Annotated in this window: 22 protein-coding genes; 11 read left to right on the forward strand and 11 right to left on the reverse strand. The window is 73.1% G+C overall.

The window, feature by feature from the left end; genetic code table 11:
• Positions 1 to 155 precede the first annotated feature (155 nt).
• Entirely contained in the window at positions 156 to 1145 is a 990-nt protein-coding gene (locus tag ABZ883_RS01700) for an alpha/beta hydrolase (protein ID WP_360899740.1), read from the reverse strand.
• Between the two features lie 230 nt (positions 1146 to 1375).
• On the opposite strand from ABZ883_RS01700, the gene panD reads away from it, so the two are divergent.
• Both panD and chvE read left to right on the forward strand, forming a co-directional pair.
• Positions 1376 to 1798: an aspartate 1-decarboxylase gene (panD, locus tag ABZ883_RS01705; protein WP_360899743.1), complete on the forward strand. Its 423-nt coding sequence runs from the start codon at positions 1376 to 1378 to the stop codon at positions 1796 to 1798.
• Positions 1799 to 2069: 271 nt separating this feature from the next.
• Positions 2070 to 3170 (forward strand): multiple monosaccharide ABC transporter substrate-binding protein, encoded by a 1101-nt coding sequence (gene chvE / locus ABZ883_RS01710; RefSeq protein ID WP_360899746.1) that lies wholly within the window; start codon positions 2070 to 2072, stop codon positions 3168 to 3170.
• A 69-nt stretch (positions 3171 to 3239) separates the two neighbouring features.
• Here the strand turns inward: chvE and ABZ883_RS01715 are convergent, their stop codons facing one another.
• The gene (locus ABZ883_RS01715) at positions 3240 to 4571 is read right to left on the reverse strand and encodes a hypothetical protein (RefSeq protein ID WP_360899749.1); all 1332 of its coding nucleotides are present in this window, start codon (positions 4569 to 4571) and stop codon (positions 3240 to 3242) included.
• Positions 4572 to 4934: 363 nt separating this feature from the next.
• On the reverse strand, positions 4935 to 6173 hold the full coding sequence (locus tag ABZ883_RS01720; RefSeq protein ID WP_360899752.1) for an aromatic acid exporter family protein: 1239 nt from the start codon (positions 6171 to 6173) through the stop codon (positions 4935 to 4937).
• 342 nt (positions 6174 to 6515) lie between these two features.
• Here ABZ883_RS01720 and ABZ883_RS01725 point away from each other — a divergent pair, with 342 nt between their 5' ends.
• A complete protein-coding gene (locus ABZ883_RS01725) occupies positions 6516 to 7151 on the forward strand; it encodes a DedA family protein (protein ID WP_360899755.1) in 636 nt (211 codons plus the stop codon).
• A 45-nt stretch (positions 7152 to 7196) separates the two neighbouring features.
• On the opposite strand, the gene ABZ883_RS01730 is transcribed toward ABZ883_RS01725, so the two are convergent.
• Together ABZ883_RS01730 and ABZ883_RS01735 are read right to left on the reverse strand one after the other, a co-directional pair.
• Positions 7197 to 7700, reverse strand: a complete 504-nt coding sequence (locus ABZ883_RS01730; protein ID WP_360899758.1) for a VOC family protein — start codon at positions 7698 to 7700, stop codon at positions 7197 to 7199.
• Between the two features lie 64 nt (positions 7701 to 7764).
• The gene (locus ABZ883_RS01735; RefSeq protein WP_360899761.1) at positions 7765 to 7980 is read right to left on the reverse strand and encodes a dodecin; all 216 of its coding nucleotides are present in this window, start codon (positions 7978 to 7980) and stop codon (positions 7765 to 7767) included.
• Between the two features lie 124 nt (positions 7981 to 8104).
• Here ABZ883_RS01735 and polX point away from each other — a divergent pair, with 124 nt between their 5' ends.
• The 4 genes from polX (at position 8105) to ABZ883_RS01755 (ending at position 12658) form a co-directional block, all read left to right on the forward strand.
• Positions 8105 to 9838, forward strand: coding sequence for a DNA polymerase/3'-5' exonuclease PolX (polX, locus tag ABZ883_RS01740; RefSeq protein ID WP_360899764.1), 1734 nt, complete (start codon positions 8105 to 8107; stop codon positions 9836 to 9838).
• Positions 9839 to 9902: 64 nt separating this feature from the next.
• The gene (locus ABZ883_RS01745) at positions 9903 to 10310 is read left to right on the forward strand and encodes a hypothetical protein (RefSeq protein ID WP_360899767.1); all 408 of its coding nucleotides are present in this window, start codon (positions 9903 to 9905) and stop codon (positions 10308 to 10310) included.
• A gap of 119 nt (positions 10311 to 10429) precedes the next feature.
• Positions 10430 to 11212, forward strand: coding sequence for a VOC family protein (locus ABZ883_RS01750; RefSeq protein WP_360899770.1), 783 nt, complete (start codon positions 10430 to 10432; stop codon positions 11210 to 11212).
• A gap of 15 nt (positions 11213 to 11227) precedes the next feature.
• Positions 11228 to 12658 (forward strand): lipase maturation factor family protein, encoded by a 1431-nt coding sequence (locus tag ABZ883_RS01755; protein ID WP_360899773.1) that lies wholly within the window; start codon positions 11228 to 11230, stop codon positions 12656 to 12658.
• A gap of 19 nt (positions 12659 to 12677) precedes the next feature.
• Here the strand turns inward: ABZ883_RS01755 and ABZ883_RS01760 are convergent, their stop codons facing one another.
• Positions 12678 to 13859, reverse strand: a complete 1182-nt coding sequence (locus ABZ883_RS01760) for an amidohydrolase family protein (RefSeq protein WP_360899776.1) — start codon at positions 13857 to 13859, stop codon at positions 12678 to 12680.
• A gap of 266 nt (positions 13860 to 14125) precedes the next feature.
• On the opposite strand from ABZ883_RS01760, the gene ABZ883_RS01765 reads away from it, so the two are divergent.
• On the forward strand, positions 14126 to 15085 hold the full coding sequence (locus ABZ883_RS01765; protein WP_360899779.1) for a DUF3800 domain-containing protein: 960 nt from the start codon (positions 14126 to 14128) through the stop codon (positions 15083 to 15085).
• On the opposite strand, the gene ABZ883_RS01770 is transcribed toward ABZ883_RS01765, so the two are convergent.
• On the reverse strand, positions 15045 to 15329 hold the full coding sequence (locus tag ABZ883_RS01770) for an acylphosphatase (protein WP_360899782.1): 285 nt from the start codon (positions 15327 to 15329) through the stop codon (positions 15045 to 15047). The genes ABZ883_RS01765 and ABZ883_RS01770 overlap by 41 nt on opposite strands.
• Positions 15326 to 16063: a DUF72 domain-containing protein gene (locus ABZ883_RS01775; protein ID WP_360899785.1), complete on the reverse strand. Its 738-nt coding sequence runs from the start codon at positions 16061 to 16063 to the stop codon at positions 15326 to 15328. The genes ABZ883_RS01770 and ABZ883_RS01775 overlap by 4 nt, the downstream gene beginning before the upstream one ends.
• A gap of 84 nt (positions 16064 to 16147) precedes the next feature.
• Here ABZ883_RS01775 and ABZ883_RS01780 point away from each other — a divergent pair, with 84 nt between their 5' ends.
• From ABZ883_RS01780 to ABZ883_RS01790, 3 genes are all read left to right on the forward strand, one after another.
• Positions 16148 to 17422: a phosphoribosyltransferase gene (locus tag ABZ883_RS01780; RefSeq protein ID WP_360899788.1), complete on the forward strand. Its 1275-nt coding sequence runs from the start codon at positions 16148 to 16150 to the stop codon at positions 17420 to 17422.
• Positions 17423 to 17466: 44 nt separating this feature from the next.
• On the forward strand, positions 17467 to 17922 hold the full coding sequence (locus ABZ883_RS01785) for a cyclic nucleotide-binding domain-containing protein (RefSeq protein ID WP_360899791.1): 456 nt from the start codon (positions 17467 to 17469) through the stop codon (positions 17920 to 17922).
• 70 nt (positions 17923 to 17992) lie between these two features.
• Positions 17993 to 19282 carry a streptophobe family protein gene (locus ABZ883_RS01790; protein ID WP_360899794.1) on the forward strand — a complete coding sequence of 430 codons (1290 nt, stop codon included), beginning with the start codon at positions 17993 to 17995 and terminating at the stop codon, positions 19280 to 19282.
• Between the two features lie 925 nt (positions 19283 to 20207).
• Here ABZ883_RS01790 and ABZ883_RS01795 read toward each other — a convergent pair.
• The 3 genes from ABZ883_RS01795 to ABZ883_RS01805 form a co-directional block, all read right to left on the reverse strand.
• Positions 20208 to 22547, reverse strand: coding sequence for an FHA domain-containing protein (locus tag ABZ883_RS01795; protein WP_360899797.1), 2340 nt, complete (start codon positions 22545 to 22547; stop codon positions 20208 to 20210).
• Between the two features lie 48 nt (positions 22548 to 22595).
• Positions 22596 to 24071 carry an SDR family NAD(P)-dependent oxidoreductase gene (locus tag ABZ883_RS01800; protein WP_360899800.1) on the reverse strand — a complete coding sequence of 492 codons (1476 nt, stop codon included), beginning with the start codon at positions 24069 to 24071 and terminating at the stop codon, positions 22596 to 22598.
• A gap of 173 nt (positions 24072 to 24244) precedes the next feature.
• A complete protein-coding gene (locus tag ABZ883_RS01805; RefSeq protein ID WP_360899803.1) occupies positions 24245 to 24487 on the reverse strand; it encodes a hypothetical protein in 243 nt (80 codons plus the stop codon).
• Between the last annotated feature and the right edge of the window lie 75 nt (positions 24488 to 24562).

The raw sequence follows: 24562 nt of genomic DNA on the forward strand, positions 1-24562 counted from the left end.
GACGGAAGATATCCGGCCAATGGGCCACCTGCCTAGAGGTGGGGCGGAAGCGGCGGTCCCGGTGCGAAGGGGAACCTCCGGTCGGCGCGGACGTCCGGCCGGGGGGCCACCCGGCGGGGGCCGGGGACCCCGGCCCCCGCGCCCCCGACGCCGTCTCAGGCGGGCAGCCCGGCCAGCCAGTCGACGAGGATCCGGTTGACCTCGTCCGGCCGTTCCTGCTGGACCCAGTGGCCGCAGTCGTCGAGGAGGTGGGAGGCGGCCAGGCCGGGCAGGGTGTCGGGGAAGGCGCCGATGGCGTCGGCGAGCCACGCGACGGAGGCGTCCTGGGCACCGGCGACGAACAGCGACGGCTGGACGAGGGGAGCGCCGTCGAAGGCGGCGAGGTCCTCCCAGTCGCGGTCCATGTTCCGGTAGCGGTTCAGCGCTCCGGTCGTTCCGGTCCGCTCGAACTCCCCGGCGCAGACGTCGAGCCCGTCCTCGCCGAGCCACGCCGGAGGCGGTCCGGCGGGAAACCGGTCGCGGAGCGTGCCGCCGCCGCCGACGAAGTACGGGCTCGCGGCGCCCGGCGGCGGCATGGTGCCGGCGGCCAGCGCCGCGTAGAAACCGGCCAGCCAGCCCCGTACGTCGGGTTCGATCTCGGCCTCCGCGCGGCCCGGCTCCTGGAAGTACGCGACGTAGAACTCCTCCTGCCCGGCGTCCCCGCCCATCCGCGCGAAGACCTCGGCGGGCCGCGGTCCGCCGCGGGGGGTGTAGGGGACGCCGAGCATGCCCACCGCGCGGAAGACGTCCGGTTCGGCCAGCGCGGAGTTGGCGGCGATGGCCGAACCCCAGTCGTGGCCGACCACCACGGCACTTTCCTCGCCCAAGGCCCGTACCACCGCGACGTTGTCGGCCACCAGGTCGAGCATCCGGTAGGCCGCCACGGCGTCCGGCCGGGAGGACCGGCCGTAGCCGCGGACGTCGACGGCGACCGCGCGGTACCCGGCCGCCGCGAGTGCGGGCAACTGGTGGCGCCAGGAGTACCAGCCCTCCGGGAAGCCGTGCACGAGCAGCACCAGCGGCCCGTCGCCCTGCTCCACGAGATGGATCCGGCCCGCCGGCGACGGGACCAGCCGATGCCTTGCGGAACTGCCCTGTTGCGTCATACATCCTCCACGACCACTGACCCGGAATGTCCTGGCACGCGGCCCTTCGGCCGTTCCGTGCCCCGGGTCGATCATGTGCGGAGTCCCGTGCGGCGGGCGAGTTTTCTTGCCGTTCCCGCAAGAGAAGGGGCGCCGGGGGCGCCCGCTGCCCGGTGCCCGCTCCGGCGTACGATGGGGGCGCCCTTGACCTGCAATCACGCGGGCAGGGAGCCGAGTCCGGGAGTACCACGATGCTGCGCACCATGTTCAAGTCCAAGATCCACCGTGCCACGGTGACCGAGGCCGACCTCCACTATGTCGGATCCGTCACCATTGACGCCGAGTTGATGGAGGCCGCGGACCTTCTCCCCGGTGAGCTCGTCCACATCGTCGATGTCACCAACGGTGCACGGCTGGAGACCTACGTCATCGAGGGCCGGCGCGGTTCCGGGGTCATCGGGATCAACGGCGCCGCGGCCCATCTGGTGCACCCCGGCGATCTGGTGATCCTCATCAGCTACGCGCAGGTGGACGACGCGGAGGCCCGTGACCTGCGGCCCAAGGTCGTTCATGTCGACACGGGCAACCGCGTCGTGGGCCTCGGCGACGACCTCGCGGAGCCCGTTCCGGGGGGCGGCACCGTGGCGAGCCCGCACGTGGCGTATGGGGCCTGAGGGGGTCATGTGAAGGCTGTGCTATTGTCCGCTCAACTTCGAGGTATCCGTTTCGGTACAGCCCGTGACCACGGGCGGTACACCGGTGGGGGAGCACGGCCCGCGGCCGTACCCGCACAGCACGCCTCGGGCCTGACGTACCAGCAGCTGTCCGCGCCCCGGTGAACCGGCTGGGCGGACACGGAATCCTCGTGCCCGGGCCCGGACGCCACCATCCGCGTGAGCGGGTGGCGGAGCACCGTTTTGTTCGGCCCGAAAGGAACTGAGTCCCATGCACGCTGGCAGAGCTGCCAGACTGCGCACCGCGATATTCGTGGTCCTCACTCTCACCGCGTCGACCGCCGTCAGCGCCTGCGGCGGCGGGTCGGGGAGCGACGGGGGCCCTGTCACGGTGGGCATCGCCCTTCCCACCAAGAAGCAGACGCGGTGGATCGCCGACGGCCAGAACATGGTCAAGCTGTTCAAGGACAAGGGGTACAACACCGACCTCCAGTTCGCCGATGACAACGTCGACACGCAGGTCGAGCAGATCCAGAAGATGGTCGACGCGGGCGACAAGGTCCTCGTCATCGGCGCGGTCGACGGTTTCGAGCTGGGCGAGGTCCTGCAGAAGGCCCACCGGGCCGGAGTCAAGGTCATCGCCTACGACCGGCTCCTGCTGGGTACCGGCAGCGTCGACTACTACGCCAGCTTCAACAACGACAAGGTCGGCCAGCTCCAGGCCAACTACATCGTCGACAAGCTCGGTCTCAAGAAGCACCCGGACAAGACGTACAATCTCGAGATCTTCGCCGGTGACACCGACGACAACAACGCGCAGTTCTTCTTCAACGGCGCGATGAACGTTCTCGATCCCTACATCAAGAGCGGCCAGCTGGAGATCAAGAGCCAGCAGTCCCGGCTCAGCCAGGTCGCCACGCTCAAGTGGGACGCCGAGATCGCCACCGAAACGATGACGACCCGGCTGGCGAACGCTTACAAGACCGGCACCGTCGACGCCGTCCTCGCCCCCAACGACGGTCTCGCGCGCGGTATCATCAAGGCCCTGAAGGCGGACGGCTACGGGACCGACTCCAAGCCGATGCCGGTCATCACCGGCCAGGACGCCGAGGTGGAGTCCGTTCAGGCGATCATCGACGGCGACCAGTCGATGACCGTCTACAAGGACACCCGCGAGCTCGCGGCCCGTGCTGTCGAGATGGCCGGCGCGGTCCTCTCCGGCGCGAAGCCGGAGATCAACAACGACACGAGCTACGACAACGGCAACAAGGTCGTGCCCGCGTACCTGCTCTCCCCGGTCAGCGTCGACAAGTCCAACTACGAGAAGGTGCTTGTCAAGAGCGGCTACATCAAGTCCTCCCAGTTGAAGTGATTTACGACGCGGGGCCGGGCGGAACACAATGTTCCGCCCGGCCCTCGTTGTTTTTGTCGTGGACGAGTGTCAGAAGATCACGTTGAGCAGACCGAAGTTGGAGAAGCCGCGGCCGTAGCCGAAGCCACCGCCGTAGCCGCCGCCACCGTGGCCGCCGAACTTGTGGCCCTTGCCGCCACCGTGGCCGCCGCGGCCGCCACGGCCGCCTTCGCCGAAGCCGCCGCCGAAGCCGCGGCCGCCTTCACCGAAGCCGAGGCCGCCGAGGCCGTAACCGCCCAGGCCGTAGCCGCCGAAGCCGAAGCCGCGGCCCAGGCCGTAGCCACCGAGGCCGTAACCGCCGAGGCCGTAGCCGCCGAAGCCGAAGCCGCGGCCCAGGCCGTAGCCACCGAAGCCGAACCCGCGGCCGAAGCCGCCGCCAAAGCCATAGTCGTCAATTCGGATCACGCTGTACCCGAAGCCGTTGTTCCGGCCGCCGTGCCCGTTCCGCCCGTGGCCACCGCCCTTTCCGAAGCCGCCGCCGAAGCCGCCGCCGAAGTTGCCGCTGCCGATGTTGCCGCGACCGAAGTTGCCGCTGCCGAGGTTGCCACGGCCGAAGTTGCCGCTGCCGATGTTGCCGCGACCGAAGTTGCCGCTGCCGATGTTGCCGCCGCCGAAGCCGCCTTCGCCGCCGAAGCCACCGCCGAAGCCGCCGCCACCGAAGCCGCCACCACCGAAGCCGCCACCACCGAAGCCGCCGCCGTTGCCACGGCCGCCTTCGCCGCCGCCGAAGCCGCCGCCACCGAAGCCACCTTCGCCGCCGCCGAAGCCGCCACCGTTGCCACGGCCGCCTTCGCCGCCGCCGAAGCCGCCGCCGAAGCCGCCGCTGTTGCCGCCGAAGCCCTCGCCGCCTTCGCCGCCGAGGTCGCCGCCGTCACGGGCGCCGAGGTCGTCGCCGCCGTTGTCGCCGAAGTTGTCGTCGGCGCCGTTGTCGGCCGGGTCGTCCGCGGGGTCGAGAGCCGCGTTGTCCGCGGGGTCGGCGGCCGGGTCGAGAGCCGCGTTGTCCGCGGGGTCCGCGGCCACGTTGCCGGCCGGGTCCGCGGCGGGGTCGACGGCCGCGTTGTCCGCGGGGTCGAGGTTGCCGCCGTTGTCGGCCGCGTCGTCGGCCGGGTCGAGGTTGCCGCCGTTGCCGGCCGGGTCGGCGGCCGGGTCGATGTTCCCGCCGTTGTCGGCCGCGTTCTCGGCGGCGTTGTCGTTCCCGCCGTTGTTGTCATCCTCGTCGAGCAGCCGCGTCTGGCTGCTGCTGTCGCGGAGCACCGTGTGGCCGGCGGCGGCGGCCGAGCCGGCGCTCGCGGCGATCAGGCCGGTGGCCAGGAGTCCGGTGGCGACACCGAGAGCGGTGCGGCGCGTCAGACTGGTTCGCATGAGGGTCCTCTCCTCGGACGCGTGGTCGGCGGCGGTCGCCGCCTCTGCGATCAGTCGTACGTCCCCCCGCCGGAGCCCGCCCGTCGAGCGAAGCGTCCGGGCGACAACGTGGCCAAGGAAGTGACGCGCTGCCACGAAACGATCAGGGCGTTCCTGACTCGGCGACAGGCCGTCCCGATGCCTCACCTGCCCCCGTCGGGTGACCGCCACGACGGACCCAACAACCGTGTGCAACAAGGGAACTGGCGCTCCGTGAACCGGTCGCGGGGCTCGGTGCCCGTGACGACGGCGCCCGGTCCGCGGGTCGTCCCAAAGGTGCGCCCGCCTCCCCCGTCCAGCCGTACGAGGGACCGTCCCACACGATCAGCCCCGTCCCCGGGCGCCGCGCCGCAGCCGTCCGCCGATGGCCCGGGCCCGCCGGTGGAGCCGGGCCGGCATCCCCTTCGAGGACGGCGCGGCGGCGACCAACTGCTCGGACAGCCAACGGGAGCGCTGTTCGAGGTCCAGCTCGTTCAGCAACCGGTCGATGTTGGCCAGCAGCGCCCCGTACAGGTCCCAGTTCTCCCAGCGCCGCTCGGTCTCCGCCCGGAGCAGCACCGCGATCCGGTCGCGCTCCTCCCGGCCGCGCCGCAGGGCGTCCGCGAGCCGTGCCTCCGCCTGCTCGGCGCCCGCGGTCACCTGCGCCGCGATCAGCCGGCCGTAGCTGTCGACGGCATCGGCCATGTCGGCGAAGAGCTCGTCCATCCCGTCCGCGAGCTCCCTGGAGAAGAGCGGTTCCAGCGGCCCGCGCTCGCGTTCCATCTCCGTCAGGGAGCGGCAGAGCGTACGCAGCAGGACGGTGGAGACCTCCAGGGTGTCCAGGCCGCTGCGCAGGATCAGCCGGGCCATCGCCCCCTCCGCCGGCCTCACCCGCGGATTGAGCCGGGTGCCCTCCTCCGCCCGGCGCAACGACGCGTCGAAGCGGGCGATCTCGTTGTCCAGCCGCCGGGCCTCCATCAGCCAGGCGCGGGCCCGTTCGGCGGTCGCGCCGGCGCGCAGCTCGCCACCCATACGGATCATCAGCAGCCGCATGTGCTCGGCCAGCTCCCGCACGGCCTCACCCGCCGGCTCGACGAACGCCGGCGGGGGCACGACCACGTTCAGCAGCACGCCCACGGCCGCGCCGACCAGCGTCTCCATGACACGGTCCACGGCCTCCCCGGACGGCGCCGGGACCGCCAGGATGAGCATCGCGCTGATCGCCACCTCGGCGACGAACTCGTCCACCCGGATGAAATGCCCCGTCACCAGCGAGGCCAGGATGATGAGCCCGAGGCTCCACCACGTGAGCCCGATCAGCTCGCTGAACCCCACCGCGATGAGTACGCCCGCCACCACGCTGAGCACCCGGCGGATGCCCGTCGTCACCGTGGTGAAGAGGGTGACCTGGACGACCAGCAACGCCGTCAGCGGGGCCGTCAGGGGCGCCGGGTTGGGCAGCACCCAGACGGCGACGGCGTAGGACAGGACCGCGGCCACCGTCGAGCGCACCGTCTGCACGGCGATCGGGTCGCTGTTGAGCCGCACGAGATCGGCGAGGCGTGGGGGGAGGCCACCGGACACACAGTCACTATCCCCGGCCGCGCGGCCGGCGGAGCGGACCGTAGGCGGTGTGCCAGGCGTGTTGCCGAACCGGCCCGGCCGCGGGGCACCGCGCTGCGGTGGCGTGGCTAGCCCGCCGGTGTGAATCCCTCCCCGACACGCCTCGGGAGCCGGGTCGCCCGCCCCGGCCCGGCGCTTCATGGTGCGGCGCGGAAGTTGTCCTGTCCTGGCGAGCGAGGTGCCCATGGCGCGAGCGGTACAGCCCGTGCGCGGGAGCGGAGTCCCCGGCGCTGAGCGGGAGTTGGGCGCCGCGCGGGCCCGATGCGGGACCAGGGCGGCCGGCCGCGCCGCCGGGCGGTGAGGATGGGCGGGCCGCCTCCGCTGCCCGGGCCACTGGCCGGGCTGGCGCCGCTCCTGGACGACTACGGCTACCTGGCGGTCGGCGTGCTCGTGCTGCTCGACAACTGCGGCATCCCCGTGCCGGGCCAGACGGTGCTGGTCGTTGCCGCCGCCTACGCCGGCACCGGCCGCATGGACCTCGCCGGTGTCGTCGCGGTCGCCCTGGCCGCCGCCGTGCTGGGCAACAGCCTCGGCTACCTCATCGGGCGCAGCGGCGGGCGGGCCTTCGTGCACCGCTGGGGCCGCTACGTGCTGCTCACCCCGGCACGCTTCGCGCGCGGGGAGGCGTTCTTCGCCCGCCGCGCCGACCTCGTGATCGTCTTCGCGCGCTTCGTGGACGTCCTGCGGCAGACGAACGGCATCATCGCCGGCACCGCCCGCATGCCCTGGTGGCGGTTCCTCGCCTGCACGACGCTGGGGGCGCTGCTGTGGGTCGGTGCCTGGGCCGCCGTCGGCTACGCGGCGGGCACCCGGCTGGGTTCGGTCTACTCCTGGGTCACCCGTTCGCAGGTGTATCTGCTGATCGCCCTCGGCGTGCTGGTCGCGGCACTCGTGGCCCGTCATCTTTGGCGCCGCCGTCGCGACGGCGGCGCCCGGTGAACTCCGCTCCACCACGCGGAAGTCGAGCACGGCGCCCCGGCCGGATCAGGCGACGCAGAACTCGTTGCCCTCGGGGTCCCGCAGCACCACCGCGTAGTGGTCGATGCCCGGCGTGGAGAGCACCCGCAGCCGGGAGGCACCCGCGGCAAGCAGCCGTTCCACCTCCGCGTCGACGCGCTCCCTGCGGACCGGCAGCGGTACGTCCTCCCGCCGGCCGCCCACCTTCACGTCCAGATGCAGGCGGTTCTTGACCGACTTGCCCTCGGGCACCTGCTGGAACCAGATCCGCGGGCCCGCCCCCTCCGGGTCCACGATGGAGTCGCAGCAGTCGGAATCGCCCAACTCCTCCACGGGAACACCGATGCTCAGCCAGTACTCCCGCCAGGTGGGGAAGCCGGCGGGGGCCTCCTCCGGCGCGTACCGCAGCGCCGCGGCCCAGAAGCGCACCTGCGCCGCCGGATCCGCGCAGTCGATCGTCAGCTGGAACGCGACCACGGACAGTCCCTCCCTGGGATACGGCCGGCCCGAGGAGGTGCCGGTGACCGCCATGCTCCCCCACGGCACTGACAACGGCCGCCGCCGGCCGCCCGCTGTGGTGCGTCCGCCGCCGGAATCAGCCGGCGGACTCCAGGCGGAAACCGACCTTCAGCCCGACCTGGTAGTGGCCGACCTGCCCGTTCTCGAAGTGGCCGCGGACCTGGGTGACCTCGAACCAGTCCAGATTGCGCAGGGTCTCCGACGCACGGGCGAGCCCGTTGCGAATGGCCGCGTCGATGCTCTCCTCCGACGAGCCGACGATCTCGGTCACCCGGTAGGTGTGGTCGGTCATGGCGGTCTCCTTGGGCCGTGGGGCGGATCGTCCCTCCACCGTGCCTCACGGCCCGTCCCCCCCGCGAGGGGAAGCGACCGCCGCCGCGCGTTAGCGGTCCGCGGTCGCCGGGAAGGCGTCCTTCGTGGCCAGGGCCAACGACGAGGTCGAAGCCCTGCTCCAGGAGTACGCCGACCTCATCCGGATCACCGGGGGCGACGCCTTCAAGGCGCGCGCCTACGAGAAGGCCGCCCGCGCCATCGGCGGCCACCACCAGGACGTCTCACGGCTCGACGGCAAGGCGCTGCGCGAGATCCCCGGCGTCGGCAGGTCCGTCGCCGAGAAGGTCGCCGAGTACCTGGGCACCGGCGCGGTCTCGGCCGTCGAGGAGCTGCGGGCCAGGATCCCGGCGGGCGTCCGGGAGATGACCGCGATCCCCAGCCTCGGTCCCAGACGCGCGATGACGCTCTACAAGGAGCTGCACATCGCCTCCGTGCGCGAACTCGCCGTCGCCATCGAGCAGGAGCGGCTGCGGGACCTGCCCGGCTTCGGCCCCAGGACCGAGGAGAACATCCTGCACGGCATCGGCCTGATGCGGTCCTCCGGCGGCCGGGTCCCCCTGAACGTGGCCACCGAGGTCGCCGAGGAGGTCGTCGCCGCGATGTCGGAGGTCACCGGCTGCCGGCGCTGCGCCTGGGCGGGGTCCCTGCGCCGGATGCGCGAGACGATCGGCGACGTCGACGTCCTCGTCGCCGCCGCGCGGTCCGCCCCGTTCATGGAGGCGTTCACCCGTCTGCCGTACGCCGCCGAGACCGTCGTGCGCGGCGGGAAGAAGACCTCGATCCGTACGAGCAAGGGCCTCCAGGTGGACCTGCGGGTGGTGCCGCCGGACTCCTGGGGCGCCGCGCTGCAGTACTTCACCGGCTCCAAGGCGCACAACATCCGCACCCGCGAACTGGCCGTCCACCACAAGCTCAAGCTCTCCGAGTACGGGCTCTTCGACGCCGGGACCGGGGAGCTGATCGTCTCCCGCACCGAGGAGGAGGTGTACGCGCGGCTCGGCCTGCCGTGGATACCGCCGACGCTGCGCGAGGACCGCGGGGAGATCCAGGAAGGGCTGGCGGGCGGGCTCCCGGAGCCGGTGGACATCCGCGACGTCCGGGGCGACCTGCACACCCACACCGACCTCACCGACGGTCTCGCCGGCCTGGAGGAGATGGCCGAGGCCGCCGCGGACCGCGGCTACGCCTACTACGCCGTCACCGACCACGCGCCCGACCTGGCCATGCAGCGGATGACGGACGAGAAGGCCCTCGCCCAGCGCGAACGCGTCCGGGCCCTGGACCGCGCCTACCGCGGCATGCGCGTCCTGCACGGCACCGAGCTCAACATCGGCCCGGACGGCGGCCTGGACTGGCCCGACGACTTCCTGGCGGGCTTCGACCTGTGCGTCGCCTCGATCCACTCGCACTTCGGGCAGAGCCGCGAAGCGCTCACCCGGCGCCTGGTGCGGGCCGCCGAGAACCCGCACGTCAACATCATCGGCCACCCCACCACCCGGCTCCTCGGCAGGCGCCCCGCCGTCGACGCGGACTTCGACGAGGTCTTCGCCGCCTGTGCCCGCACCGGCACCGCGCTGGAGGTGAACGCCCAGCCCGACCGGCTGGACCTCGGTGACGAGCTGATTCTGCGCGCCCGCCGGCACGGCGTACGGTTCGCCGTGGACAGCGACGCGCACTCCACGCTCCACCTGGACTTCATGCGCTACGGCGTCGGCACCGCCCAGCGCGGCCGGCTCACCAAGGACGACGTGATCAACACCTGGCCCCTCACCCGGCTGCGCCGTTTCCTGCGCAAGGACGGCGGTACGCATCCGTGACCCCGCTCGGGGTAGGCGAGCGACAACGGACCAGAACCACGGCCAGGACATCGAGGAGAGCACGATGCTGCTGCTGGGACTTCTGCTCATGGGCGCGACAGCCGCCTTCACCGGGCTCCTGATCTCGGACAACCTCTCCGGAGGGCCCGACTACACGGTGACGATGTTCGGAACCGACATCGCCACCCTCAACACCCTCGGCGTCTTCCTCGCCGGTATCGCCCTCGGCCTGGTGTTCTGCCTGGCCGCGGGCATGGCGATGGCGGGCGCCGGGCGCTCGCGCAGCCGCCATGCCGAGCTGCGCGCCCTGCGCCGGCGGGCACGGGCACACGAGGCCGCCACCGCCGCCACCACGGCCCCGGCCGACACCACCACCACCGGCGACGGGACCGCCGACACCACGACCACCACCGGGAAGACCACCGCCACCGTCCCCTCGCGCCGCAGTCGCATGCACCTGTTCGGACACTGAGCCGGCGGTGCCGCCCGCGCGGCCGCTTCGGCCGTCGCCGTGCGGCGGACCCGTCGAAGATGCCCACCTGACCCGCTGCCCCCATCCTTGGAACGGGCGAGGATCAAGGAGGCCAGGACGTGTCCACCACGAAGATCTGCTGCGTGGCCGGCGCACCCTGCTGGGTCAGTCTGATGGCGCGCGACCTGGACGTCGCGAAAGCGTTCTACGGGCCGCTGCTCGGCTGGACCTTCGAACCGGGCCCGTCGCGCTGGGGCCCGTACGAACGGGCGATGATCAACGGCACCGAGGTCGCGGGCATCGGTGCCATCGCCCGCGACTGGGAGACCTCCGTCGCCTGGACGACCTACTTCGGCGTGGAGAGCGCCGACGCGACCGCCTCCGACATCCGCGACCGCGGCGGCACGGTCGCCGTCGGCCCGCTGGACTTCGACGCCGGGCGGCTCGCGCTCGTCGCCGACTCCATGGGCGCGGCCTTCGGCATCTGGGAGGGCGAGCAGGGCCCGCCGCGCAAACTGCGCATGCACGGGGCGCCCACCTGGATCGAGCTGCGCACCCGTGACGCCTTCGCCGCCGCCCTGTTCTACGGCGAGGTCTTCCACTGGGACCGGCGCGGCCCCCGCTACATGGTGGAGTGGGAGAACGACCGGGTCGTGCTGTATGTGGACGGGCACAGCGTGGCGGGGATCCGGGGCGGCGGGGTCGAGGCCGCGGCCGACCCGAGGGTGCGGCCGCGCTGGCATGTCTTCTTCGCCGTCGACGACGTCGACGCGGCCGTCACCCGTGCCAAGGAACTGGGCGCCGAGATCACCGGCGAGCCCATCGACAGCGCCTACGGGCGCGTCGCCGGCATCCGCGATCCCGAGGGCGGGCTGCTGTCGCTGGTCAGCGATCACCCCTGACCGGCCGGGAGCGCCATGGAGTGGTTCACGGCCCCCGAGTACTGGCTGAGCCGCGTCGTCATCCAGCGCGGCCTCGCGGTGCTGTACTTCGTCGCCTTCATCGGCGCCGCGCACCAGTTCCGCGCCCTCATCGGGGAGCACGGGCTGCTGCCCGTGCCCCGGTTCACCGCCCGCGTCCCCTTCTCGCAGGCGCCCAGCCTCTTCCACTGGCGCTACTCCGACCGCCTCTTCGCGTCCGTCGCCTGGGGCGGCGCCGCGCTGTCCGCCGCCGTCGCCGCGGGGGCGGCCGACCTGGTGCCGCTGTGGGCGGCGATGCTGATGTGGACGGTGCTGTGGCTGCTCTACCTGTCCGTCGTCAACGTCGGCCAGACCTGGTACGCGTTCGGCTGGGAGTCCCTGCTGCTGGAGGCCGGCTTCCTCGCCGTCTTCCTCGGCAACGACGACACCGGGCCCCCGGTGCTCGTCCTGTGGCTGATGCGCTGGCTGCTGTTCCGTGTGGAGTTCGGCGCGGGCCTGATCAAGATGCGCGGCGACGCCTGCTGGCGCGACCTGACCTGCCTGGACTACCACCACGAGACGCAGCCCATGCCCGGCCCGCTCAGCTGGTTCTTCCACCGGCTGCCCCGGCCGGTGCACCGCGTGGAGACGGCGGCCAACCACTTCGCGCAACTCGTCGTCCCCATCGCACTGTTCACACCGCAGCCGGTCGCGAGCATCGCCGCCGCGATCGTCATCGTCACCCAGCTGTGGCTCGTCCTGTCCGGCAACTTCGCCTGGCTGAACTGGCTCACCATCGTGCTCGCGGTCTCCGCGTTCGACGGGTCCCTGCTCGCCGCGCCCCCGGCGCGGGCGGCCGCCCCGGCGCCCGGCTGGTACGAGGGCCTGGTGCTCGCCGCCACCGCGCTGGTCGTCGTGCTCAGCTGGTGGCCCGCACGCAACCTGTTCTCCCGTGGCCAGATGATGAACGTCTCCTTCAACCGGCTGCACCTGGTGAACTCCTACGGCGCCTTCGGCAGCGTCAACCGCGTGCGTATGGAGGTCGTCGTCGAGGGCACCGACGCCGCCGAACCCGGGCCCGGCGCCGTCTGGAAGGAGTACGGCTTCAAGGGCAAACCCACCGACCTCCGCCGGCTGCCCCGCCAGTTCGCCCCGTTCCACCTGCGCCTGGACTGGCTCATGTGGTTCGCCGCCATCTCCTCCTCCTACGCCCGGCCCTGGTTCCTGCCGTTCGTCGGCAAGCTCCTCGACAACGACCCGGCGACGCTGAGGCTGCTGCGGGGCAATCCGTTCCCGCATGCGCCGCCCACGCATGTGCGGGCGCGGTTGTACCGCTACCGGTTCACCGACTGGCACACGCTGCGCACTACCGGTGCCTGGTGGGAGCGCACCTTGGTGCGCGATTTCCTCCCGCCGGTCGATCGCGACAGTCTGGGCCGCCACGGTTAGGGCAGCCCCATGGTCGGCGTCAGCGGATCCGTATGCCCGCGCGGAAGACGGCGCGTACGTCGCGGAGCGCGGTGAGCCCGGCGAGCGGGTCGCCGCCGATCACGAGGAAGTCCGCGTCCGCACCGGCGCGGACGCGCCCCTTGCGGCCCCCGGCCCCACAGAGGGCCGCCGCCTGGCTGGTGACGGCTTTCAGAGCCGTCAGCGGGGGCACACCGAGTGCCGCCAGCTCCAGCGTGACGTCCGGCAGGGTGCCGTGCGGACGGTCGGGCGCCGCGCCCGCGTCCGATCCCACCGCGATCCGGGCGCCGAGCCGGGCCAGGGCCCGGTAGGCGGCGTGGACGCCGTCGGCGTACGCACCCGCCTCCCGGACCGGCGTCATGCCGACGAAGGTGCCGCTGCCCGCGATCAGGGCCTGGAGCCTGAGTTCCTCGACCGTTCCCACGCCGCCGAGGAACGACGCGTGCTCCAGGCTGTCCACCCCCGCGGCCAGCGCGTCCGCGATCGCCGTGGTGGCGTGGGCATGGGCCGCCACCGGGAGGCCGAGGCGATGGGCCTCGGCGACCACGGTCCGCAGCTCGTCACGCGTGTACTGGGCCAGGGACGGGTCCGAGCCCGGCGTGCGGGCGTCGCCGCTCGCCATGATCGTCACCAGCGCGCAGCCCCGGGCGTGCCGCTCCCGCACGGCCTCGACCAGCGCGCGCGTACCGGCCGCCACGCCGCCCAGGAGATGACCGTGCCCTCCGGGAGTGGTGATCGGCGGCCCCGCAGCCAGGATCTCCGGCCCCAGACCGGGGTCGGCGGCGGTCTCGCGCGCCAGGGCCGCGGCGAGGAAGCCGCGGTCCCCGGCGTCCCTGACCGTGGTGATCCCCGCGCCCAGGGCCGTACGGGCGGCGACGCGCATACGCGCGAGCAGCCGTTTGTCGTCCGCCGCGGGGAGCGCGCCCGCGTCGAGGGCCAGATGGGCGCGGACGTCCACCAGCCCGGGCAGCAGGCACGCGTCGTCGCCCAGATCGGTCAGCGGTACGCCCGGCGGGACCGCCCCCGTCCGGTCCACGGCGACGACCCGGCCGCGCCGGACGTGCACGGTCGCCGCGCCGGACAGGGTGAAGCCGTCGAACATCCGGCCCGCGCGCAGCGCGCAGGTGCCGTCGTCCGTGCCGGTTCCGGCGGCGGACCGGGGCCGCGCGGGGGAGAGGGTCATCTCGCCCCCTGCGTGCGGTCGTTCATCGGGAGGGGGCCTCGCTTGCCTCGTGCGGGTGCGGATCGTGGTCGCCTGCCCTGCCGATGCTGACAGGGGAACGGACCGGCGGGCATCGGGAGGATGCCCGATCTTCTCCGGGACGCCGGGGTCCGGCGGACCGCGGCTCGGGAGAAGTACCGAGCACCGCGCGGAAATCCCCTGGAGCGCGCCGCCCGCATCACCGAGGATGGCCCGCGAGCGGCCACGACCGGACGACCGAGGAGGCCATGGTGACCACGCGTCCCGTCCTGGAGATCGCCTGCGACGAGTCCGGGTCGGACGGCGAGAACCTCATCGGCGGCAACACCGACGTGTTCGCCCACGCGGGCGTGCGGACGGACCCCGCCGACGCGGACGCCTGCCTGCGCGAGATGCGCGACCGGATCCGCTCACCGGCCCAGGAGTACAAGGCCAACCACCTGCTCCGCGAGAAGCACCGGCCGGTCCTGGAATGGTTCCTCGGCCCGTCCGGGCCGCTCCCGCCCGACGCCCGGGTCCACCTCACCGACAAGGCGTTCTTCGTCGTGCGCCGCGTCGCCGACGTGCTGCTGGACGACCCGGCCGAGGCCGCGACGCTCTACCGCGAGGGCCGGACCCTCCCGGCCGCGCCGTGGCGGCGCTTCCTGGAGTCGGCCAACGACCTCGTCCGCACCCGCAACCGCGACGCCGGACCGGCACCCGTCGACGGCTTCTTCCGCACGCTCGACACCCTGCCCGGCACCGCTCTCGCGGCGCGCCTGCGGCACACCCGGCCCCGCGCCGAGTCGTTCCGCGCCCGCGTCGCGGACGGGCCGCCGCTGCCCGAACTCGACCCGCTGCTCCCGTCGCTGGCCCGCACCATCGGCCACTTCGGCCGCGACGGACACCCGGTCTCCGTCGTCCACGACCGGCAGAACACCCTCACCGAAGAACGCGTCAACCGGCTGCGGACGATCCTGCCGCCGCCGTCCCGCCTCGCGTCGCTCACCCTCGTCGAGTCCCGGTCCGATCCCCGGGTGCAGCTCGCGGACTTCCTCGCCGGGGTGGCCCGCAAGATCGCCTCGGACGCCCTGGGCGGCCGCGCCGACGCCCCGCTCGCCGCCCTGCTCCGCCCGCACGTGGACCGGCACTCCCTGTGGGCCGACGAGCCCAGCCGGAAGCTGCTGCTCAGCCGCGCCACGGAGTCGGGCGGATCTCGAAACCCGTGAGGCCCTCGGGCTCCTCCTCGCGGACGGTGACCTGGTCCACGATCGACAGGGGAGACCCCTCGTGCGCCCACTCCACCATCCGCCCGACCGCCTCGGCGGGGCCCTCGAAGACCGATTCCACCGTGCCGTCCGGCAGGTTGCGGACCCAGCCGCACACCCCTTCCCCCAGCGCCGTCTGCCGGCAGGTGTCGCGGAAGTACACGCCCTGCACGTCACCGGAGACGACCACACTGCGCCGGATCACGACGGCCTCCCCCCGCGGACCGCCGCGGTGAAGGCGTCGGCGTCCAGGACGGCCGCGCCGCCCGGGTCGTTGTTGAAGTAGACGAACACGTCGGAGTCCTTCGGCCAGGTGTCCGCGATGCGGTGGGCCCAGGTGGTGAGCGCCCGCGCACCGTACCGCGGCCAGGGACGGGCGATGCCCTCATGGAACCGTACGTAGCCCCAGTCCGCCGTGCGCCACAGCGGGGTCGCGGGACGGGCCCGCCAGTCGGCCCAGCACAGCGCGACACCGCGCCGCTCCAGCAGGGCCCGGATCTCCGGCGTCCACCACGAGGGGTGCCGGGGCTCCACCGCCACCCGCACCTCGCGCGGGAAACACCGCAGGCACCCGTCGAGCACGCGCCCGTCCGCGCGCAGGTTGGGCGGCAGCTGCAGCAGCACCGGACCGAGCCGGTCGCCCAGCCCCTCGGCGTGCGTCAGCAGCCGGCGCACCGGCTCCTCGGGATCGCGCAGTCGCTTCATGTGCGTCAGGTACCGGCTGGCCTTGACCGCCACGACGAACCCGTCGGGGGTGTGCTCGCGCCACGCGGCGAAGGTGTCCCGCGACGGGAGGCGGTAGAAGGCGTTGTTGCTCTCCACCGTCGGGAAGTGCCGGGCGTACTCCTCCAGCCACAGCCGCTGCGGGACCTCCGGCGGGTACAGGACCTCCCGCCAGTCCTTGTACTGCCACCCGGACGTTCCGACGAGCACGGGCATCGCACGGTCCCTGCCGTTTGCTTGCTGGACATATTCAGGGTAGGCCGTAAGGAGTCCCGCATGTCCCGCCCGCGGGGGTGAACCATGCACTTCACAGATCGCGCGGATGCCGGACGGCAGCTGGCCGGGAGGCTGCGGCATCTGGAGGACCACAACCCCGTCGTGCTCGGCCTGCCACGCGGCGGCGTCGTCGTCGCCTACGAGGTGGCCCAGGCCCTGCACGCCCCCCTGGACGTCATCGTCGTCCGCAAACTCGGCGTCCCCTACCACCGCGAACTCGGCTTCGGCGCCATCGGCGAGGGCGGCGCCCGGGTGCTCAGTGACGACATCGTGCAGATGAGCCATGTCTCCCCGGACGACATCGACACCGTCGAGCGGCACGAGGAGGCCGAGCTGTCCCGGCAGGCGCACCGCTTCCGCGACGGGCGGCCGGGCACCGAACTGGCCGGCCGCACGGTCCTCGTCGTGGACGACGGCGTCGCCACGGGCGCCACCGCGCTCGCCGCCTGCGCGGTGGCGCGCACCCGCGGCGCCGCCCGCGTCGTGCTGGCCGTGCCGGTGGCCGCGCCGCAGGCCATGCCCGCGCTGCGCACCGCGGCCGACGACGTGGTGTGCCTGTCGGTGCCGCCCGTGTTCTTCGCGGTGGGGGAGTGGTACCACGACTTCTCCCAGACCCAGGACGACGAGGTCTCGGGCCTGCTGAAGCAGGCCGTGGCCCGCAGCCCCCGGACCACCGACGTCGAGGTGGAGACCGCCGGGGTGCGGCTGGCCGGCACGCTCACCATGCCCGCCGACGCGCGTGCCGTGGTGGTTTTCGCCCACGGAACGGGCAGCGGCCGGCACAGCCCCCGCAACCGCGCCGTGGCCGCCGCCCTGAACCAGACCGGGCTCGGCACGCTCCTGTTCGACCTGCTGACCCCCGCGGAGGAGACCGACCGGGCCAACGTCTTCGACGTGGAACTGCTGGCCGAACGCCTCACCGGCGTCACCCGCTGGGCCCGCCGGGAGAACCTGCCCGTCGCCTACTTCGGCGCGAGCACCGGCGCCGCCGCCGCGCTGCGGGCCGCCGCCGACCCCGAGGCGGAGGTCTCCTCCGTGGTCTCCCGCGGCGGCCGCCCGGATCTCACCGGCCCCGGGCTCCGCACGGTGCGCGCGCCCACCCTGCTCATCGTGGGCGGCCGCGACGACGCTGTCCTGGAGCTGAACCGCCGCGCGCAGGCGGAGCTCACCTGCCCCAGCCTGCTGCACGTGGTCCCGGGAGCCACGCATCTGTTCGAGGAACCCGGCGCACTCGACGAGGTCGCACACCTGGCGCGTGACTGGTTCTCCGGTCACCTTCCTGCGACGCCCGGCCCGTGACCGTACCCTGAGGTCAAGGGCTCGGACGGCACGGGAGGACGTTCATGAGCAGTACGGTGACCATGCTGGACTCATTGCCGCTGCACCACCGCCGGGTCTTCCTGGAGCACGCCAAGCGGGTGAGCTTTCCGCAGAACTGGCGGATCTTCGACGAGGGCAGGTTCGCCGACCGCTTCTGGGTCGTGGAGTCCGGCGCCGTCTCCCTCGACATGGACGTGCCCGGCCGCGGCCCGGTCTCCGTCGACACCCTCGGCCCCGGCGAACTGGTCGGCTGGTCCTGGCTGTTCCCGCCCTACCGCTGGCAGCTCGCCGCGCACGCGCTGGGCACGGTGGGCGCGTACGAGTTCGTCGCGGCCGAGGTCCGCGAGCTGTTCAAGGACGACCCGGTGCTCGGCCAGGCCGTGGTGCTCGCCGCCGCCCAGACCATCGCGCAGCGGCTCGGCGCGGCGCGCGCCCGGATGGTCGACCTGTACGGTCCCCGTCTGCAGGAGCACTCCTAGCCTCCGCGGGCCAGCGCAAAGGGGGTATTCCGGACGGGCGGGCCGCGCCGGGGCTGCATAGCCTGACAGCGTGAGCCGCCACGAGCCCCCCGTACCCCGCCCCGTTCTCGGGCCGGCACGGGGCTGGCTGCACGCCCTCGGCGTCGTCGTCGCCGGTTTCGCCGTCATGCTGGTCGTCGCCGCCCTCGGGCTCTGGCTCGCGGGCGCCTCGGAACTGCCGCAGGGCGCCTTCGTCCCCGTCATAGCCGCGACCGTGGTCATGGCGGTCAGCGGACGGGTCGCGCTCGACGGCGGCGCGGGCTTCATCGCCGAGACGCAGGCGGGCATCACCGCCGTCCCGCTCTCGGTGGCGCTGGCGGGGGCCCTGGTGACCGCCTACGTGTTCCTGCGGCCCCTGCGGACCCATGCCGCGCTCTCGGGCGGCCACCTGCTGCGGCTCGTCCTGCGAACCGCCCTGCTGTGGATCCTCGCCCTCCTGCTGATCGCCTTCGGCGCCCGGCACAGCTTCGCCCTCACCGCGGGCAACGAGTACCTCGACGAGATCGCCCAATTGCTGGGCACCACCCCGACCGTCGGCTTCCACGCCCTGGTCGGTACCACCGTGGGACTCGGCCTGCTGTGGCTGGTCGTCGTCCTCCTGCTCGCGCTCGCCGTCTCACGGCGCGTCCCGCTCCCGCCCCGGCTCGGGCCGCCCCACGCCGCGGTACGGCCCGCCGCCCGCGCGATGACCGCGGTCCTCCTGGCGTACGTCGTCGCGGCGCTGATCGCCGCCCTCGTCACGGCCGACACCCGGACGGACGCGGGCGACACCCTCGCCGTCGTCTTCCTCGGACTGCCCAACCTCGCCTGGCTCGCCTTCGGACTGGGCCTCGGCGCGAGCTGGCACGGCCATGTGAAGGGCGCCCTCGGACTACCGGTGCCCGAGCCGCTCGCCCGGGTCCTGCGCACCGGCGGCGACGGCGACGTCACCCTCGACCTCGCCTCCCTCACCCGGCAGGACGGCCGCGCCTGGTGGCTCCTCGTGGCCGCCACCGTCGCCATGCTCGCCGCCGGATGGGCCTCCGCCCGCCACGCCCCTCCGGGCGCCGGGCACCTCCGCAACGCCGTCCGCCTGGCGCTGGCCGCCGCGGCCGCCATGCTGCTGGTCGGCCTCCTCACCTGGATCGACGCCCACTACGGCCTCTCCCTCTTCGGTATCGGCGACCCCTCGGACACCGGCGGCCTCGGCGGCTCCGTCGTCCTCGTCCCCGACCTGGCCGCCGCGGTCGGCCTCGCCGCGGCGTGGGGTGCGGTGACCGGTTTCCTCGGCAGCCTCGCCGCGCGGGCGCGGCACGGCCGGGGGCCCCGCCCGCCGCGGTGACGGGTTTGCGTGCGCCTGGCGGCGGTCTTCTCTTGCCGCTGCGGCGTGGCGTCCCGTTGGGCACTGGCGGTTCGGTCGTGCGCGGTCGGTCTTGCCGCGGCGTGGGGTGCGGTGACCGGTTTCCTCGGCAGCCTTGCCGTGCGGGCGTGGCGCGACCGGGGGTCGGGCCCGCCGCGGTGACGGGTTTGCGTGCGCCTGGCGGCGGTTTTCTCTTGTCGCTGCGGCGTGGCGTCTCGTTGGGCACTGGCGGTTCGGTCGTGCGCGGTCGGTCTTGCCGCGGCGTGGTGCGGGTGACCGGCCTCGGCGGCCTTGCCGTGCGGGCGTGGCGCGGCCGGGGGTCGGGCCCGCCGCGGTGATGAGCGGACGGGCGCCGGCGTGACACCGGCAGGCCTCGGCGGCTCTGTCGCTCGTGTTTGGTCTTGCCGCGGGGCGGGATCGCAGGGGCCTGCCCGCCGCGGTGAGGGGGCGACGGTTCCACTTGGGCCTGGCGGTCGGCTGCTGTTGCCTCGGCGTCGGCGACGCCTCGGGCACCGGCAGCTCCGCCGTCCGTGGTCGGCCCTGCTGTGGCTGGGGTGCCGTCACCGCCGTGCGAGCGCGGCGCCGCCGAGGCGGATCGAGGCCCGGTGGAGACCCCCGCCGCGGTGACGGGACGACGGGCCCACCCGCGTATGACGTGCTGGCCTGGCGTCCGGCGACCCTGCGGCACCGGCGTCCTCGGCGGCTTCGCGCCGAGGGGCCCGTCCACGGCGGTGGCGGGCCCCCAGGCCCATGTGCGCCTGGCGGCCGGATCCTGCCGGCGCCCGCAGACACCGGCGGCGTCGGCGGTCGGCGTTGCCGCGGCAGAAGTCCCGTGACCGGCCTTCGCGGCAGCCTTGCCGCGCGGGCGGATCAGGGGGCACTCCTGGGGACGCGCCCGCCGCGGTGCCTAGCGGCGCATGACAGCCGGCTCCTGGCGGCGCAGGAGGCGGGCGACGACGAAGGCCATGACGACCGACAGGGCGGCCATCGCGCCCATGTCCAGGGCCCACACCCAGGGGTCGGGCCGGAACAGCGGGTCGGAGGTGATGCGGCCCGGGACGAGGGCGCCGAGATCGAGTGTCGCGGCCATCGCCGCGAGCCCCCAGCGCGCGGGCACCAGCCAGGAGAACTGCTCCAGCCCCGGCACCCCGTGCAGTTTCAGCAGCGCGCCGCAGAAGACGACCTGCACGAGGGCGACCAGCACCAGCAGCGGCATGGTCACCTCCTCCTTGCGCACCAGCGCCGAGACGACCAGGCCGAGCATCATCGAGGTGAAGGCCAGCAGTGCCGCGGCCGCCGTGATCTCCAGCAGCGGGCTGGTGAGCACCCCGCTGCCGCCGCCGGGTCTGAGCCGGGCCCCGACGAGCGCGACCATCGTCAGGACGACCGCCTGGACGACCGTGATCAGGCCCAGCACCGCGATCTTGGAGCAGAGATAGGCGGACCGGGACAGGCCGACCGCCCGCTCCCGCCGGTAGATCACCCGTTCCTTGACCAGTTCGCGCACCGCGTTGGCGGCGCCCGTGAGCACCGCGCCGACACACAGGATCAGCAGCACGTTGAGCGTGTTCTGCTGCGTCAGCGCGTCACCGGCCAAGGCGCGCGCCATGCCTCCCATGACGAACGGGAGCGCGATCATGATCGCCAGGAACGTGCGGTCGGCCGCCAGCGACGCGGTGTAGCGGCGCACCAGCGTCCACCACTGGCCGCCCCAGTGCTGGGGCTTGGGCGGTGCCACGGCCGGGCGGGAGGTGGGGCCGGGCGGCTCCATCTGCTCCATCGCGTCGGTGACGTACTCGTCGTGCAGCGTGGAGGACTCGTACTGGCCCGCCCAGTCCCGCCGCCGTTCGTTCTCGAACGCCTCGAAAGCCTCCGGCCACTGCCGGAAGCCGAAGAACGGCAGTGTCTCGTCCGGCGGGCCGTAGTACGCCATGCGTCCGCCCGGCGCCATGACCAGCAGCCGGTCGCAGACCTCCAGGCTGAGCACGCTGTGGGTCACGACGACCACCGTGCGGCCGTCGTCGGCGAGCCCGCGCAGCATTGTCATGACCGAGCGGTCCATTCCCGGGTCCAGGCCCGAGGTGGGCTCGTCCAGGAAGAGCAGGGACGGCTTGGTCAGCAGTTCCAGCGCCACGCTGACGCGCTTGCGCTGGCCGCCGGAGAGGGTGTGGACGGGCTGGTCGACGCGGGCCCGCAAGCCGAGTTCGGCGATCACCTCGTCGACCCGGGCCTCCCGTTCCTCCCGCGCGGTGTCGCCGGGGAAGCGCAGCTCGGCGGCGTACAACAGGGCGCGGCGGACGGGAAGTTGGAGATGAAGGATGTCGTCCTGCGGGACGAGGCCGATGCGCTGGCGCAGATCGGCGTACTCGCGGTAGAGATCCCGGCCGTCGTAGAGCACCGTGCCGCGATCCGCCGGGCGCAGCCCCGTCAGCGCGTTGAGCAGTGTCGACTTGCCGGAACCGCTCGGGCCCACGACGGCCAGCAGGCTCTTCTCGCCGACGGGGAAGGAGATGTCGTCCAGCAGCGTCCTGCTGCCGCCCTCCACCGTCACCGACAGGTCGCGGACGCACAGCGACACCTCGCCGGTGTCGGTGAACTGCTGGAGTTTGTCGCCGACCAGCCGGAAGACCGCGTGGCCGACGTCGATGATGTCGCCCTGGTGCACCGTCGCCCGCTCCACGGGCTGGCCGTCCAGATAGGTGCCGTTGTGGCTGCGCAGGTCGACGATCTCGTAGCCGCCGCCGGCCAGCGCCCGCAGTTCCGCGTGGTGCTGGGAGACCAGCAGGTCCTCGACGACCAGGTCGTTGTCGGGCGCACGCCCGATGTGGATCGTGTCGTCGGGCAGCGGCCGCACCGACGTCGGCTGCCGGAACGTGCCGGTCGCCAGTGGCGAGGCAATCGGGGGCGGACGGTAGACCGGTGCGGCCGAGGCCCGGGTCAGCCGGGCCCACGGCCCGGTCAGCGGATGTCCGAAGCGGACGACGCTGCCCGCGCCCACACCCCACTGGCGGACGTACCTGCCGTCCGCGAAGGTGCCGTTGGAACTCCCGGCGTCCTCCAGGACCCACTGCCCGGCGACCGTGCGGAGGACGGCGTGGTGCCAGGAGACACGGGGGTCGTCGAGGACGATCTCGCTGTCCGGGTCACGGCCGACGCGGTACCTCCTGCCCGGGACCAGGACCAGGGTGTCCCCGGCGGTCTCCAGCACGAGTTCGGGCGCGGACGGCGCGAGTCGGCGCTCAGCCACACCGTCGATCGTAGTCGCGCGCCGCCCGTCCCGCCCGGCCGCGCGGCCTCACCACTCGGTCGGCGCGTAGTCCTTGAGGAAGACCCCGTGCAGGTCCTCGCCGAGTTCGCCGCGGACGATCGGGTCGTAGACCCGGGCCGCGCCGTCGATGAGGTCGAGCGGGGCGTGGAAGCCCTCGTCGGCGAGCCGGGACTTCTCCGGGTGCGGCCGCTCGTCGGTGATCCAGCCGGTGTCGACGCTGGTCATCAGGATGCCGTCGGTCTCCAGCATCTCCCGCGCGCTGGTGCGGGTCAGCATGTTGAGGGACGCCTTGGCCATGTTGGTGTGCGGGTGGCCGGCGCCCTTGTAACCGCGGCTGAACTTGCCCTCCATGGCGGAGACGTTCACCACGTAGGTGCGGCGCGCGGGCGAGGCGGCCATGGCCGGGCGCAACCGGCTGACCAGGATGAACGGGGCGGTCTCGTTGCACAGCTGCACTTCGAGCATCTCGACCGGGTCGACCTCGCCGACCGCGCGGCTCCAGCTGTTCTCCGCGTCCAGGTCGGGGATCAGGCCGCCGGCGTCGATCGCGGTGCCCGCCTCGATCCGGGCGAGCGAGGCCGAACCGCTGACGAGTGCCAGCTCCGTGACCTCCTGGGCGCGCGCCGCGCCGTCCCGGCGCGGGCCGGGCAGGGCCGGCTGGGCGCCGCTCCCGAACGTGCCGAGGACCTCGGAGACGGGCAGTTCGCCGGCGGGCAGCGGCGCCGACTCGGCGGCCACCAGCTCGGCGTACGCCTGCGGGGAACGGCGCACGGTCTGCGCCGCGTTGTTGATCAGGACGTCGAGCGGGCCCTCGGCGGCGACGGAGTCGGCCAGCGCCACGACCTGGGCCGGGTCGCGCAGGTCGATGCCGACGATCTTCAGCCGGCTGATCCACTCGTCGCTGTCGGGCATCGCCTTGAAGCGGCGGATCGCGTCGGCCGGGAAGCGCGTGGTGATCGTCGTGTGCGCGCCGTCGCGCAGCAGGCGCAGCGCGATGTACATGCCGATCTTCGCCCGGCCGCCGGTCAGCAGCGCGCGCCGGCCGGTCAGGTCGGTGCGGGCGTCGCGCCGGGCGCGGTTGAAGGCGGCGCACGACTGGCACAGCTGGTGGTAGAAGGCGTCCACCTCGACGTAGCGCTGCTTGCACACGTAGCAGGAGCGCGGCCGCTGCAGCACGCCCGCGATCTCGCCCAGCGTCGACGAGGAGGGCAGCAGCCCCTGGGTCTCGTCGTCGATGCGCTCCGCCGAGCCGGTCGCGGTGGCCTCGGTGACGAACTTGTCGTGGGCGGTCTTGGACGCCCGCCGCTCCTGGCGGCGGCGCTGCTTCACGGTCCGGTAGATGCCCGCCGTGGCCTTGCGGACGGTGATCGCGTCCGGGTGGTCCACCGGCAGGTCGTCCAGCTCCCGCAGGACGCTGAGGCACAGCTCCAGACGCTCCGGGTCGATGCCGGGGACGCCCTCCCACGCCGTTGCCGTGCCCTGCTCGTTCTCGGTCGCCGTCATGCCCGCCGTCGTCCCTGGTTCGTGTGTTCCCGCTGCTTCCTGGGGAACTGTACGAAACGCGGAGGCGGACGGCCAAAAACTCGGCGGTCCTGAGGACTTTGGTCCCGTGCTCCCACGCCGCGCGGTCGCTCCGCGTGACCACGAACGTGACGTGACAGCCTTGGGGCGCGGGATCACTCGAGGGGCGCGGTGGCCTCGCTCTCGTACGCGTAGTCCCAGGGCTCGTCGGCCATGTGCTCCAGGCGCTTGTAGAAGGCCGCACTGTCGGGCCACGCCTGGTGCAGCCCGGCGTCCTGCACGGTGATCGCCATCGGGTCGTACAGGATGCCCTCGGGGGGCGGGCCCCCGGCTACCAGGGCGATGCCGAGTGTGAGACCGTCCCCGGGGCCGCCGTGGAGTCGGATCCTGGTGGTCATGGAGTCACCTCCTGATCCCATGATCTCTCGGGATCGCCCGTGGGGGGAGGTTTGGTGAAGAAGCCCCGTTCCGCC

Source organism: Streptomyces sp. NPDC046977, assembly GCF_040644455.1.
In the GTDB taxonomy this organism is placed as follows: Bacteria; Actinomycetota; Actinomycetes; order Streptomycetales; family Streptomycetaceae; genus Actinacidiphila.

What these genes read in the sequence shown, in the direction of transcription:
- ABZ883_RS01700 (WP_360899740.1), bottom strand. Translation starts at nt 1,145, where the DNA reads ATGACGCAACAGGGCAGTTCCGCAAGGCATCGGCTGGTCCCGTCGCCG.
- panD (WP_360899743.1), top strand. Translation starts at nt 1,376, where the DNA reads ATGCTGCGCACCATGTTCAAGTCCAAGATCCACCGTGCCACGGTGACC.
- chvE (WP_360899746.1), top strand. Translation starts at nt 2,070, where the DNA reads ATGCACGCTGGCAGAGCTGCCAGACTGCGCACCGCGATATTCGTGGTC.
- ABZ883_RS01715 (WP_360899749.1), bottom strand. Translation starts at nt 4,571, where the DNA reads ATGCGAACCAGTCTGACGCGCCGCACCGCTCTCGGTGTCGCCACCGGA.
- ABZ883_RS01725 (WP_360899755.1), top strand. Translation starts at nt 6,516, where the DNA reads ATGGGCGGGCCGCCTCCGCTGCCCGGGCCACTGGCCGGGCTGGCGCCG.
- ABZ883_RS01730 (WP_360899758.1), bottom strand. Translation starts at nt 7,700, where the DNA reads ATGGCGGTCACCGGCACCTCCTCGGGCCGGCCGTATCCCAGGGAGGGA.
- ABZ883_RS01735 (WP_360899761.1), bottom strand. Translation starts at nt 7,980, where the DNA reads ATGACCGACCACACCTACCGGGTGACCGAGATCGTCGGCTCGTCGGAG.
- ABZ883_RS01745 (WP_360899767.1), top strand. Translation starts at nt 9,903, where the DNA reads ATGCTGCTGCTGGGACTTCTGCTCATGGGCGCGACAGCCGCCTTCACC.
- ABZ883_RS01755 (WP_360899773.1), top strand. Translation starts at nt 11,228, where the DNA reads ATGGAGTGGTTCACGGCCCCCGAGTACTGGCTGAGCCGCGTCGTCATC.
- ABZ883_RS01760 (WP_360899776.1), bottom strand. Translation starts at nt 13,859, where the DNA reads ATGACCCTCTCCCCCGCGCGGCCCCGGTCCGCCGCCGGAACCGGCACG.
- ABZ883_RS01765 (WP_360899779.1), top strand. Translation starts at nt 14,126, where the DNA reads ATGGTGACCACGCGTCCCGTCCTGGAGATCGCCTGCGACGAGTCCGGG.
- ABZ883_RS01775 (WP_360899785.1), bottom strand. Translation starts at nt 16,063, where the DNA reads ATGCCCGTGCTCGTCGGAACGTCCGGGTGGCAGTACAAGGACTGGCGG.
- ABZ883_RS01780 (WP_360899788.1), top strand. Translation starts at nt 16,148, where the DNA reads ATGCACTTCACAGATCGCGCGGATGCCGGACGGCAGCTGGCCGGGAGG.
- ABZ883_RS01785 (WP_360899791.1), top strand. Translation starts at nt 17,467, where the DNA reads ATGAGCAGTACGGTGACCATGCTGGACTCATTGCCGCTGCACCACCGC.
- ABZ883_RS01800 (WP_360899800.1), bottom strand. Translation starts at nt 24,071, where the DNA reads ATGACGGCGACCGAGAACGAGCAGGGCACGGCAACGGCGTGGGAGGGC.
- ABZ883_RS01805 (WP_360899803.1), bottom strand. Translation starts at nt 24,487, where the DNA reads ATGACCACCAGGATCCGACTCCACGGCGGCCCCGGGGACGGTCTCACA.